Origin of the sequence: Coleofasciculus sp., assembly GCF_046539235.1 — a bacterium.
Lineage (GTDB): Bacteria > Cyanobacteriota > Cyanobacteriia > Cyanobacteriales > Coleofasciculaceae > Coleofasciculus.
Genome location: NZ_JBKHHI010000148.1, coordinates 1 through 14,074, shown reverse-complemented (window position 1 = coordinate 14,074; position 14,074 = coordinate 1). Strand labels below are relative to the sequence as shown.

Here is a 14,074-nt window from a genome sequence, read left to right as displayed (position 1 = left end):
ATCCCCACTAGCAGAAGCAATCGTCTTTCCATCTGGGCTGAACACTACGCTATAGACTGTTTCTTGATGACCAGCAAGAGTGTGGAGAAGTTTACCGTCTCGATTCCACAACCTGACTGTTTTATCCCAACTAGCAGAAGCAATCGTGTTTCCATCTGGGCTGAACACTACGCTTATGACCCAATCTTCATGACCAGAAAGGGTGTGGAGAAGTTCACCTTCTCGATTCCACAACCTGACTGTTTTATCATCACTAGCAGAAGCAATCGTGTTTCCATCTGGGCTGAACACTACGCTTCTGACTGTTTCTTCATGACCAGAAAGGGTGTGGAGAAGTTCACCGTCTCGATTCCACAACCTGACTGTTCCATCCTCACTAGCAGAAGCAATCGTCTTTCCATCTGGGCTGAACACTACGCTCCAGACCAAATTTTCATGACCCGTTAGTCGATTCCGCTCTCTAAATCTGTCCTCATAAATTAGCGTCTGCAAGGTTTGAGAAATTCGCTTTTTAGACTCCGAGTTTTCTGAATTTGATTCTTTGAGTAGCGCTCCTGCCCGAATCCCTTCAATCAGAGCATCGAATTTCAGATTTGATTTAACCAGTATCTGGGAAAATCGGATTAACGCATCAAGTTGACCTGCCATCCTTTCTTCTGATTTCCACCACTGAACTACAGCAAAGCCAGCTAAACCCATAAACCCAATCAAAGCAGTAACCGATACAACGATAATTCGGCGAGCTTGTTTAAGTTCTCGTTTACGGCGAATTTCTTCTTGACGCAAATGAGCCTCTTGCGCCGCTAGACTTGCCTGAATAAATGCGTTTTGCAATTCAGTGGCTGAAGGCTTTTTCTTGGTTTTATTCGTTTCCTGTAACCAGTCTTGGGCAATGGCTAATTCATTGCCCCGTAATAACAAATCCTCACTTTTATCCTGCTGCTGCCACTCCAACGCCCGATGTGACCATTTGCTATGCAGGTGAACGTGTTCTCTATCGGTCTCTAAAGCTCTGACCAATTGATTGAAATTGGCATTAAACTCTCGTTGATTTTGATTAAAATCAATCCACTGGGTCTTAGCTAACTCTGGATGTAACTCGGCAGAGTTTACAGGCTGATGTAAGACAGTGACAAACCGCTTATTTAAACTCGCCGCATACTCTACTTCATCTTTACAGTAGGGTGAATTGACCGAACGCGGTGAAAGAATAAACAAAAAGTTATCACAGGCTTTAATCCCTAACTGAATTTCCTGCTTAAAGTCACTTCCCGATGCAATACTTTCCTGGTCAAACCACGTCGTTTTCCCCTGCATCTGTAACGCATTATTCAGCTTTCTCGCCAAGTCTGAATCCGCACGAGAGTAAGAGATAAACACATCCAGTGATTCTAAGGGCGGTTGTCGTTGACTTTCAGTAATGTATTCTTCCTGTAAGGCGATGGGTGGATGTTGTGTCCTTTTTTTTGCTACCTTTAACCACGCCTCAGCACTGCGTAAGTTATAGCCTCGTAGCAGAATACTAGGATTTTGGTATTGCTCTTGCCATTTCAGCGCTTTAGTCAGTAAAATCTTATGCTCTCGATAATAAGCCTCATCCTGATGCAAAATTCTCAATAACTGACTTTCATCAAGTAAGTAATCGTCTTCCTGCACATTATCGGTGAGGTCAATATACTGTAATCCCTGTAGCACGGGTGGGATTTGTTCTACTGATGTTTCCCGTACCAATACCGGAATAATCCGCTTGTGCAGTGATACCGCCAAGTCTAATTCTTGTTGACAGTAGGTTGAGTTTACGGCATCGGGTGAAATCAGATACACTAAATTATCTGCCTGTTCAATTCCCCGCTTAATCGCTTCCTCAAAGGCTTCTCCTGTTTTGATATCTGTTGTATTTGTCCAAACGGTAATACTTTCGCGCCTTAAACTGCGACGAATCTTTTCCATCGTCGCCTTATCTGCATCGCTGTAGGCAATAATCACCTGAGTCATCAAGTTATTGGCATTTTTGATACTTTCGGTGATGTATTCGCAATGTAAATCAGTGGGAAGACAAGGCGGTTGTTCATCCTTAAACCGTACCTTTAGCCAAGCTTCTGCCTGTTGTCTCTCTTCGCCAATGAGCAGCCAGCTATGTTGCTTTTGATTCCTCTCCCACTCCAATGCTTTGACGAGAAAACGGGTATGTTTTTCTACATAGTCGGTATGAGAACGGAGTAATTTAACTAAGTCGGCTAAGGAGGCATCAAAATCGTTTATCCCCTCCTGAAAATACACCCAGTTGAGTTTACGGATTGTCGGGTGCATATTCTGATAGCTTTCGTGCAATCCCTTTTCTTTATAGGTTTGCCACTCTGACTCTGTACCATTGGGATTACGCTGCTGCCAGGTTTCCTGGCTAATTTCCATAACGTGTAATATGGGGATAATCCGTTTATTCAGCTTAATCGCCAGTTCAATTTCTTTTAGGCAATAGGGAGAGTTGACGGAATGAGGCGCAATGATAAATAGGAAATGACTGGCTTTTTCGATGCCATCATCAATTTGATTCTGAAAGTCTACGGCTAGGGGGATATCATTGAAATCAAACCAGACGTTAAACCCTTGTTCAGTGAGACGCGCTTGTAGGTTTTGAGCGAAGGCTTTACTATCAGCTCTTCCGTAGGAGATAAAGGCATTAAATAACGTTGTCATTTTCTGGTATCTGTCCCTAGTTCTAGTTAAATGTCATGAATAAAGATTTGACTTGTCACGGCATGTAGTTTTGACCCTTCACGTTGTTCGAGGGCATGGTTTCGAGTGAGAGTTTGTAGGGGCGGGTTTTACTACTATCCTTTCTTAGTTAACCCAGATGTAACTAAACCCGCCCCGATTAAATGATTGGTTAGTTAATGATTGTCTAATAGCGATGCTACCCTTTTTTAGACTAAGTAGAGACGTTGCATGCAACGTCTCTACAATTATGACCGATGATTCACGCTATAGAAGGCTGATCGGGTTGGTCGCGAGACCGAGGGGGTTGAGCAATGGGCGACCCGAGTACATTAAGTGGATAAGGTTGTTGATTAATACAAGCGGGTCGCCCCTACAGGGGAATTCTAAGAAAATATCCCTTCTAGTTTATTTTTTCCAGACGCACCATTGTAGAGACGTTGCATGCAACGTCTCTACAATTATGACCGATGATTCACGCTATAGAAGGCTGATCGGGTTGTCGCGAGACCGAGGGGGTTGAGCAATGGGCGACCCGAGTACATTGAGTGGATAAGGTTGTTGATTAATACAAGCGGGTCGCCCCTACGGGGGAATCAGAGGGGAATATTGAGACAGTTGCCAAATCGCCACCCGTCTCTCCCGAATCCCGCACTCTAGCCGCGAAAATTAATCAACCTCTTTGCAAGCGGCGAGAAATCCCTAGAATTGGAGTGGCTTGCATTTTAGCAGGGACTACTATACTAAGCAATCAAGGGAGGTTGAGAATGGATATGGATATTGTTGCGATTATTGAAAAGGGCGGAATCGCTATGTGGCCCCTGTTAGGGCTTTCCATCCTAGCTGTGGGGACAATTTTTGAACGCCTCTGGTTTTGGGCGGGAATTCTATTGAAACAACAGGAAGTCGTCAATCGGGTGCTGGATGCAGCCGCTCAAAATTGGCAGGTGGCTAGAGAAATAGCGCTTAAATCACGGCGACAACCCGTGGGACGATATTTATATGCTCCCTTACGCCTGATTAGCCCCGAACCGGAATTATTCCGCTTAGCCTTGGAGGGGGCGGCTGATGATGAGTTAGCGGCGATGCGGCGCGGCGATAAGCTATTAGAAGCGGTGATTGCCCTGTCTCCGCTGTTGGGGTTACTGGGAACGGTACTCGGTTTAATCAACTCCTTAGGCTCAATTACTATTGATCAACTGGGTACAGCCTCCACCGCTGGGGTAACCTTGGGAATCGGTGAAGCCCTGATTAGTACGGCGACAGGACTGATTATCGCGATTACCAGTTTGGCATTTTATCGACTCTTTCAAGCCTTTTGGTTTAACCAAGTCAAAATATTCCGCAAAGCGGGGACAGAGTTGGAATTACTGTATCGCCAAGATTGGTTACAGGCTGAGGATAGTGATCAAATGCTCAACCATAACGTTCCAGAGAATCACGTTAACGTTTATCAAGAGAGTTTTGAGGTTCCCAAACGCGATCGCACTCCACCCCCAAAACCTGGATCTCAGCAGAAGCCGGAGGATCGCATTCCCGTCGCCAATGCTAAGGCTACCCTAGACAATAACGTTGCTTCAGATAATTCTCAACTCCAAGAAACTGATCGCACTCCCGTCACCAATGCTAAAACCAACCCAGATGATAACGTTGACCCAGATAAGTCTCAAGTCTCGGAAAGCGATCGCACGGCTGTCCCCAACCCCCAAGGAAAGCCAGAAAATTAGAACTCTGATTGTCTGGATATCCTGAGTGCAGCTTGGCAGTTAATGCCCATTTCTCATAGACACCCAAGCAGACATCATCAACTCGTACAGTTTGCCCGATTTTGATCTTTAAACGATGACAACACTACGCCAGTCACCCCAGCAGCGAACCAAAAAACAACGCGCCGCTTTTGTCCCCCCATTACCCCGCCCCTTAAACTTGCGGATGGATTCCCCCACGGAAGAAGTTCGCATCGAGATCGTACCGCTCATTGATGTTATCTTCTGTATCTTGACCTTCTTTATCCTGGCAGCCGTGGGGCTATCGCGCCAACAAGCCATTAATGTGGATTTACCCAAAGCCAGTACCGGAACTTCCCAGGGACGGCAGATTCTGATGATCAGTCTAGATGAATTGGGGCAAGTGTATGTGGAAAAAAATCCGGTAATTAGCCAGGAACAGTTTATCCAACAACTCCAAGCTTACAAACAACAAAACCCCAGTGGCGTGTTTGTCCTCTACGCCTCCCCCAATGCTATGTATAACGAAGTTATACAAGTCTTAGATTTATTGCGGGAAGTTGGGGGCGATCGCGTGGCGCTAGCTAATTCACCCGGACAATCGCCGCAATTTCCGGGAACGAATCCCATGTCTCCGCCAACTGGAGTACCCGAATTTAACCCCAATCCCGGACAACTGCCAGTTAATCCTGATGGCACATTTAATCCCAATTTGCCGCCTCAATTTCCAGAGATTCCGGGTCAACCTCAATTTGGAGTACCCCAACCGAATTCAGGTACTTTATCACCTGATCCTGGACAATTCCCCATCAATCCTGGTGGTTCGGTGCCACCCAATTCTGGCACACCCACGTCACCGCAGCCGCAAGGGGAATAGTTATTGTGGTGAGGGGAAGCAGGGGAAGCAATGTAGAGACGTAGCATGCTACGTCTGGAAGCTGGGGAAGCAATGATACATTTTCCCTGATAGCGGTGCAAGGGTATGAAAGGGTTGTATCTTATGTCCTGGAAGATGAGCCAATGTCCATGCTACTCAAAGCCTTGATAGCTAAGGGTTTCGGCTTTGTGCAGCCAGCCCTAATTAGCTAGTCTTGATCATGTTTAAGCTATGAAAAATCTATCAATTTTATTTTCCGAAGAAACTGAAGGAGTAGAAGTATTAAAAGAAAAAGCTAGTTGTTATCAATCAAGCTTTACGGTTGAGAATGCAGCAGAAGCAAGACAGTTTTTTATCCAAACCAATACTCCATTCCAAACTAAATTTAATAGTGATTATCAACGTCGAAGTTATCAAGACTATTTAGTCAACCCCCGGCAAATTGCCGAATCAAAGGATTACCCTACCCTACATAGCAATCATACGTGGTTTGATGCACTTTACGCTCTAGCCCTAGACGAAGTTCGTCAATGTTCTGTGTCTGAGATTAAAGATAGTGCCTATCTTAATGGACAAGGGATTCCTGCACCTGAAGGCGGCTATTTTGAGACAGGGTTATTCTGGACTTATATTTGGACACGAGATATTTCCTATGCTGTGCATCTGAGTTTAGCTACAATTGATCCCATTCGCTCTTTAAATTCTTTGCACTTTAAACTCTCTGAAATTCGAGCAGGGGGTAACCAGCAAATTATACAAGATACAGGTACAGGAGGCAGTTATCCCATCTCAAGCGATCGCGTGGTTTGGTCATTGGGTTGTCAGGCTTTGTTGCAACAACTCCAAGGTGAGACACGGAAAGACTTTGCCCGTTGTGCTTATGAAGCACTCAAAAATACGATTGAACATGATCGCCAAGTCATTTTTGATTGCCAAGAAGGGCTCTATCGCGGAGAACAATCATTCTTAGATTGGCGAGAACAAAGTTACCCTCGATGGATGGCTGAAGATCCGGTACAAATTGGCATGTCAAAAGCCCTTTCTACAAATTGCTGTCATTTTAATGCCTTACAGTTAGCGGCTTCTCTAGCTGGAGAATTAGGTCATAATTCTGAACAAATAAAATACAGCCAATGGGCGCAGGATTTAGGTCAAGCCATCCGCACTCACCTCTATGTACCAGACTCCAAACTCTATTCTACCTTGATTACGACAACCTTTGCTCCAGGTGCTGCCTATCAATACGATTTATTAGGCAATGCCTTGGCTATTTTACTAGATATTGCAGAGGAAACACAAGCCGATCAAATTGTTTCTAATTACCCCCATTTCCCCAAAGGGGCTGCGGTTATTTTCCCTCAACAAAGGGATACTCTGATTTATCATAATCAAGCCATTTGGCCCTTTGTTACTGCATATTGGCTCAGGGCAGCGAAAAAAGTCGGAAATGATCAAGTTGTAACGCTGGGAATGAGTTCCTTAGTTCGAGGTGCAGCCTTGAGTTTATCGAATATGGAAAACTTTGATGCCGTCAGTGGAAGGGTTGAACTAGATACTGAACCAAAAGAACCGCCAGTAAATTCACCCCGTCAATTATGGTCAGTAGCTGGTTATCTGTCCATGATCCATGACATTATTTTTGGACTCTCTTGGACAGATTCAGGGATTCACATTGCCCCTTATATCACCCGTGAATTTCGTAACTATCTCTTACCTAAGTCAAATCAGTTAGTTCTAAATGAGTTTCCCTATAAAGACCATAAAATAAATATTATTGTTAATTTGCCCTCTTCTGTGACAGAACAGATGGAGGGTGCTTATACAGTTGGAGAAGTTCGTTTCAATGGACAAAAAATAACCTCTGACATTCCAGAAACCATACTTGACAAAAGTAATGTAATCGAGGTGGATTTAGTAGAAGCAGACTCAAAAATTCATTCAATTAATATCGTTGGCAATCTGGAAGATTATAGATATAGGTTTGCCCCTCGATCGCCTATCATTGAATCGATCACGGCTATAGAGAACCAATTAGAGATTAAATTTAATCTGAATGGCGAAAATCCAGATGAAGTTACGCTTAACATTTATCGAGATGGACAATTAATGGCTAGGGGACTCTCAGGTCATCTGACCACTTGGCGAGATCAAAACAGTGAGGGAATGCGCTCACCTAGCTATTGTTATAATCTGGAAACGATTTATACCAACACAGGCACAATTTCCCAACGTTCTCATCCCTGCTGTTATTGGGGGGCTAATAACCATCGCATTTATTCGATTAATGCTGACCAATTTTCCGCGATTGGAGGTCAACTTTCGGAACGTCATGGCAGAAAACATTTTGAAAATTGGGGCGAACCGGAACATCGGATTACGGTTCAGCTAAAAGCTCAGTTTAGTGGCGCTCATGGGATTCAGGTGGTTGCCGGAAATGGAGCCGGATCGATCAATACAGGGATCACTTGTGGGGTTAAACATTTGCAAATGACGAATTTACAAAACAATCAAGTGGTTGCAGATGGTTATCTAATCATGCCCCATCTGGGCAGTTGGGATCGTTGGTTAGAGTCTTCTGTCATTTTTACTCAAGTAGACTTAATCGCTGACCAGAATTACGAAATCAATATTTTTGGTGATGGTCAAGCCATTAATATGTCAAGTTTTGCCCATAATGCCAACTATACAGGGGGTAATGGGGGACATTCAGGAACTTACAATTATGTTAATATTGCTCAAATTAAATTAGCGGCATTATCGTGACCGAAAAAGGACATAAATTATGCCCACTGTTCTAAGAAATGTTAAAAAGCATCAAATCCTTACTGTTCACTGTTCCCTGTTCCCTGTTCACTGTTCCCTGTTCCCTGTTCCCTCAATTTGATGATAAAGTTTTCTCAAAAGCCAACCCGCCTAAGCTTAAGTGAGAGAGTGTTCAGTTTTGAGTGACTTATGACTGATAAATCCAGTGCCGGATATCGAATCGAACAGGATTCTATGGGGGAACGACAAATCCCCAACCATGCCTACTACGGGATTCAAACCCTACGGGCAATTGAAAACTTTCCCATCAGCGGGATTAAACCCTTACCCACCTATATCGACGCCTGTGTACTGATCAAAAAAGCCACCGCGATCGCGAATGGTAATCTAGGCTGTATTCCCCAAGAGATTAGCCAAGTGATTGTCCAAGCGGCGGATGAAATCCTCAAAGGGCAATGGCGGGATCAATTTGTCGTCGATGTTTACCAAGCTGGCGCAGGGACATCCCACCACATGAATATTAATGAGGTGCTGGCAAATCGGGCATTAGAAATTCTGGGCGATGAGAAGGGGAACTATAAACGGGTTAGCCCCAATGATCATGTCAATTATGGACAATCCACGAATGATGTCATCCCCACAGCGATTAGAATCGGGGCGCTGTTGGCTTTAGAACATACCTTGTATCCCGCCCTATCTGATGCGATTACCGCCCTGGATAACAAAGGCGATGAATTCCAAGATGTAGTTAAATCTGGCAGAACCCATCTCCAAGACGCCGTACCCGTGCGCCTGGGGGAAGACTTTCGGGCGTGGGCGCAAATTCTCACGGATCATACCACCCGGATTGAACGGGCGTCGGCAGATTTAATGGTACTGGGGTTAGGTGGAAGTGCCACAGGAACCGGATTAAACACCCATCCCGACTATCGCCATCAGGTTGCCCAAATTCTTGCCCAACTGGTTGATCAACCCCTCAAATCTGCCCCCCATCTCATGGCAGCAATGCAGAGTATGGCACCATTTGTTAATGTATCGGGCAGTTTACGCAATTTGGCACAGGATTTAGTCAAAATTTCCCATGACTTGCGGTTAATGGATTCGGGACCCAAAACTGGATTCAAGGAAATTCAACTTCCCCCGGTGCAACCGGGATCATCGATTATGCCGGGAAAATATAATCCGGTGATGGCAGAAATGACTTCGATGGTATGCTTTCAGGTAATGGGGTATGACAGCGCGATCGCTTTGGCGGCTCAAGCGGGTCAATTGGAGTTGAATGTGATGATGCCGCTGATTGCGTATAATTTAATTCATAGTATTGAAATTTTAGGCAATACCCTATCTGCCCTGACGCAAAAGTGTCTAACGGGAATCACAGCCCGACGCGATCGCTGTTTGGACTATGCCGAAGGGAGTCTAGCATTAGTTACCGCCCTGAATCCCCACATTGGGTATCTAAACGCGGCGGCTGTCGCCAAGGAATCTCTGGAAACAGGCAAATCTCTACGAGAAATTGTACTCGACAAAGGATTGATGAGTGCTGAAGACTTAGCCAAGGTACTCGATCTTGATAAAATGAGTGCCTTGTTGTCTAACGAATAACAAATGACAAGTGACAAATGACAAACCCTACCATGCAAAGTCAAGATAGTTTTACCCAAATCACCTTGCATTACATCAACGGCGAAACCGAATCCTTTGATATTCCGGTGACGCCAGAAGCCTTTAGCGAACAACTTGCCGATTTACTCAGTCAACCTTGGTTAACCCTGCATCTGTTCGATCAAACGGTACTGATCCTCACCGCACAAATTGTCAAAGTGGAAGTGACACCCCAGCTTACTCAACTGGAAGGGGATGGTGTCTTCGCAGATTGTCAACGAGTCACGGCTCTGTCTCGTGGTGCGAAGGTCTAAGATAAACTAAAGCTATTTCACAATACCTATGTCTAGCGTTAGTTTAATTCGGGCAGATTCCTATAACCAACAGCCATTGAGAACCGCCGTAGAAACCTTGCTGGAACCGTTGGGCGGGATTAGGGCATTTGTCAAAGTAGGCGATCGCGTCCTCCTCAAGCCTAATCTGCTGACGGCTGGACGTCCAGGAAAAGAATGTATTACTCGCCCCGAACTGGTTTACACTGTTGCCCAGTTGGTCAAGGAAGCGGGGGGTCAACCGTTTCTAGGTGATAGTCCCGCCTTTGGTACAGCTAAAGGGGTAGCACAGGCGAATGGCTATGGCCCGATGATGGAGGAACTGAATATCCCCATCGTCGAATTCCATGGTCAGCGTTATCAAACGGTTAGCCATACCTTTAACCATCTGCGCCTGTGTAAAGAAGCGATGGATGCCGATGTGGTGATTAATTTACCCAAGCTGAAGTCTCACACCCAGTTAACCCTGACGCTGGGGGTTAAGAATTTATTTGGCTGTGTCCCTGGTAAAATGAAAGCCTGGTGGCACGCTGAAGCAGGTAAGGATGCCTTACGGTTTGGGGAAATGTTAGTGGAAACGGCGCGGGCAATTAATCCAAACTTGACGATTCTGGATGGGATCGTCGCTCATCAGGGCAATGGTCCGAGTGGAGGTGAACCCCGACGCTTGGACACCCTAGCGGCGTCGGCGGATGTATTTGCTTTGGATTGTGCGATCGCGAATTTACTCAATGTCGATCCGACTCAAGTCCCCACTCTAGCCGCCGCGATGAAATTGGGGTTAAGTCCAACTCTGGACACTTTAGATTTTCCTCACCTGCACCCAGCCGATATCAATGTACTCGATTGGAAGCTACCGGATCGGTTAATGCCGATTGATTTTGGGATGCCTCGCCTGATGCGCTCCACATTTAAGCATTTTTACATCCGGTGGATCAAAGAGCCAATGGGTATTTATGCTCATCGCTAATGTGATAATTATCGTATCATTTTTGAGCAAAATTTAACATTTAAAACTCAAAAAGGAATTATTTGGTAAACATTGTTACAGTCCCTCAATAAGGAAAGAACGTAATCTAACACTACCCTCCGATTGCTTAATTCCACCGCCTAGTGTTAGAGGCGGTTTTTTGTATTTTCTGACTTGAATTAGAATAGATTAGGTGTTTACGCTTAGGTTTTTAGTTAGGGAAATTAAATGTTTCCTATGATACGTAATCCCTAATCAGTAGAGTTTTATTAAGCTGACTTTTTACCGCATTTTTGGCTGAAAAATATGGTAAAGTGGGAAAGGTCAAGTTTTGAGTTTGAATCAACTACGAGGACTCACGTCAATCTATCTAAGGTCAGTTGTTTGGGAAAAACAGATGTCCTAAGGAGTAAAATGTGAGATTTTAGGCAAATTGTTTACTAGAAAACAATTATTGAGAAAAAAACTTGTTAAAATAGATGCCAGGGGATGTATAGTTTACCCCATTTTCAGATAAATTCTCAATTGACTCAAGTTCTGATCAAAACTTCATTTATGGAATCAAGCGGCTCGTCTGCCAACTCTTCTGAACCCCATTCTCATAGGTGGGCAGAAATTATAGGTGCGGTAATGGCTTTTTTAACTCTGACCTTACCTTTCTTAGCCATTGCTTATTACTCGTCTGGCAGCTTAGATGTTTTGCCGACAACACCCTACTCACTGCCAAGGTCAGAAATAAACAATTGGCAAAACTATTAAATAACAAAATAACGATGAAATAATTAATAAGGTAGAGACGCGCCATGGCGCGTCTCTACAAAATGATGCGTCCTAACCGCTATGGCGGTTGCTATACCAAATTCGATGATGTCACCCCCATTTAAACTGGGGTACTTTTTCCTTCTACCCCATCTGCCCTAGATGATGTAGGCATAGACTCACAGCCAACGAGAGTCAATTGAATTGGGCTGTTCCCCCTGCCTTTAGCCATGGGAAGATGTCAGCAACGTTGTATAACAGAAAAGGCACTGTGTCGCTTACACGAATTAGTCATGGATTTATCACGCATTCCAAGTCAACCCAAACCGGGACTGATCAACGTTTTAATTGAAATTCCAGCCGGGAGTAAAAACAAGTACGAGTACGACAAAGATTTACAGGCTTTTGCCCTTGATCGAGTTTTATATTCCTCGGTGCAATACCCTTATGATTACGGCTTTATCCCAAACACCTTAGCCGATGACGGCGACCCCCTTGATGGTATGGTGATGATGGATCAGCCCACCTTTCCGGGTTGTGTGATTACCGCCCGTCCCATTGGTATGCTGGAGATGATTGACTCGGGCGATCGCGACGAGAAAATCCTCTGTGTTCCTGACAAAGATCCACGCTATGCTCAAGTGAAATCCCTTAAAGATGTTGCCGAGCATCGGTTGGATGAAATTGCTGAATTTTTCAAGACTTACAAAAATCTGGAGAAAAAAGTCACGGAAATTCTAGGCTGGAAGGATATCAAGGAGGTTATGCCACTGGTTGAGAAGTGTGTCGCCGCCGGGGACAAGGCTGGCAGATAGTCCAGTAGTAGGGGTTTGGTTACCAAACCCTTGGGTTTGTTGACCAAACCCCTACTCATCGCCGCTTTTTGTGACAGAACTCACAAGTCAAGTCCACCCAGCACGCTAAAATTAACAGACTTGAGAGAAACTTCCTGATCGGAATCAGGGTGCTAGAAAATTCAACCTAGGGGAAAGCTATAAATTTATCGTTGTTTTGTACGAGTTCTCCCAACCTAATTTCCTTTAAAAATACCTAATTTGCCCCCTTGGACACAAAAGCCTTAGCGACTATCTCACCGAAAGTACCCTTATCTGAGTATCATATAGTGGAAATTGCTTGGTGTGAAGCTTGGCTAAGGGCAGCTCACTTAATTGAACGATGCCAGATTCTGATCCAGCGTCACCCAGTCCCCGCACATCTAATGTTATAGCCAACATGGTAACTGGCCCTACCGTCAATTTTGTTGTCCAATTTTGGGGCGTTCGAGGTAAAGTTTCGGCTCCAGGAAAAGAAACGGTACGCTATGGTGGCAATACCTCCTGTGTAGAAATGCGTGTCGGTTCCAAACGCCTAATTTTTGATGGGGGGAGTGGTTTGCGACTTCTCGGCAACCATTTACTCCGTCAAATGCCCCTAGAAGCTTACCTGTTCTTCACCCACTGCCACTGGGACAGCATTCAAGGATTCCCATTTTTTACACCTGCCTTTATTCCCGGCAATTGTTTCCACATCTATGGTGCAAGGGCGACTAACGGAGACTCAATCGAAAAGCGCTTAGGGCGGCAAATGTTAGCGCCTAATTTTCCAGTTCCACTTCAGGTCATGCAATCTGAGCTAAAATTTTACGAACTGGGTTCGGGGGATAAAATCACCGTGGATGACATAGTGGTTGAAGCCGTCTTACTGAACGCTGCATCCCACTCAATGGGCTACCGAGTCACCTGGAACGGTCATTCTGCCGTCTACGCGATCGCTTACTCCCAATCACCGGATCAACTGGATCAGAATTTGTTGCACTTAGCCCGCCATGCTGACTTGCTCATTTTGGATGCTCCCTGTAGTATTCGTGCAGATGATTCTCTAAAACCTTCGCCTTTAGACTGGCAAGACCATCTCTGGCAAACCGGTATTGCCACAGCTAAAGCCGCAGGGGTTAAGCGGATTGTCATGTCTCACTACCATCCTGACCATGATGATGAGTTTCTTGACTGGATGGAATCCCAAGTGAAATCGATCTTTCCCAATGACGTATTGGCTCGTGAGGGCATGGTTATACCAGTCTGTTAATCGGAGACGTTTTAATATGTTAACTAAAGTAACTTATATTAACATAATTTATTGGTATTTGAGACAGGACGCACTCACTCAAATCCCTGATTGGTGTTAAGCTGTTTGGCATTTAAACCATAATGAATGTCAAGAATTGCGAGATCCTTGCCGTAGTGCGTTTAGCGAAGCCATGCCGCAGGCTTTGCATCTTGCTCGCTACTAATACCCAATTTAAATGCATTACAGCTTATCACCAAAC

At 44.8% G+C, this 14,074-nt stretch carries 9 protein-coding genes; 8 read left to right on the top strand and 1 reads right to left on the bottom strand.

Translation table 11 applies throughout. The features are described 5' to 3' along the window. Positions 1–2,697 (bottom strand): toll/interleukin-1 receptor domain-containing protein (locus tag ACLFWI_RS14880; protein ID WP_446413569.1); only part of this gene is annotated, 2,697 nt, incomplete at its 3' end. 791 nt (positions 2,698–3,488) lie between these two features. Between ACLFWI_RS14880 and ACLFWI_RS14875 the strand changes: the two genes are divergently transcribed. The 8 genes from ACLFWI_RS14875 (at position 3,489) to ACLFWI_RS14840 (ending at position 13,833) form a co-directional block, all read left to right on the top strand. Next, positions 3,489–4,442 (top strand): MotA/TolQ/ExbB proton channel family protein, encoded by a 954-nt coding sequence (locus tag ACLFWI_RS14875; RefSeq protein ID WP_446413570.1) that lies wholly within the window; start codon positions 3,489–3,491, stop codon positions 4,440–4,442. Positions 4,443–4,557: 115 nt separating this feature from the next. Continuing rightward, the gene (locus ACLFWI_RS14870; RefSeq protein ID WP_446413568.1) at positions 4,558–5,319 is read left to right on the top strand and encodes a biopolymer transporter ExbD; all 762 of its coding nucleotides are present in this window, start codon (positions 4,558–4,560) and stop codon (positions 5,317–5,319) included. 231 nt (positions 5,320–5,550) lie between these two features. Further along, positions 5,551–8,082, top strand: a complete 2,532-nt coding sequence (locus ACLFWI_RS14865; RefSeq protein ID WP_446413567.1) for an alpha-L-rhamnosidase-related protein — start codon at positions 5,551–5,553, stop codon at positions 8,080–8,082. Between the two features lie 189 nt (positions 8,083–8,271). After that, positions 8,272–9,687: an aspartate ammonia-lyase gene (locus ACLFWI_RS14860; protein WP_446413566.1), complete on the top strand. Its 1,416-nt coding sequence runs from the start codon at positions 8,272–8,274 to the stop codon at positions 9,685–9,687. 17 nt (positions 9,688–9,704) lie between these two features. Next, the gene (locus ACLFWI_RS14855; RefSeq protein WP_446408630.1) at positions 9,705–10,001 is read left to right on the top strand and encodes a hypothetical protein; all 297 of its coding nucleotides are present in this window, start codon (positions 9,705–9,707) and stop codon (positions 9,999–10,001) included. 28 nt (positions 10,002–10,029) lie between these two features. Beyond that, on the top strand, positions 10,030–10,989 hold the full coding sequence (locus ACLFWI_RS14850) for a DUF362 domain-containing protein (protein WP_446413565.1): 960 nt from the start codon (positions 10,030–10,032) through the stop codon (positions 10,987–10,989). Between the two features lie 1,052 nt (positions 10,990–12,041). Further along, positions 12,042–12,563, top strand: a complete 522-nt coding sequence (locus ACLFWI_RS14845) for an inorganic diphosphatase (RefSeq protein ID WP_446408632.1) — start codon at positions 12,042–12,044, stop codon at positions 12,561–12,563. A gap of 418 nt (positions 12,564–12,981) precedes the next feature. Then, positions 12,982–13,833: an MBL fold metallo-hydrolase gene (locus ACLFWI_RS14840; protein WP_446413564.1), complete on the top strand. Its 852-nt coding sequence runs from the start codon at positions 12,982–12,984 to the stop codon at positions 13,831–13,833. The last annotated feature ends 241 nt before the right edge of the window (positions 13,834–14,074 follow it).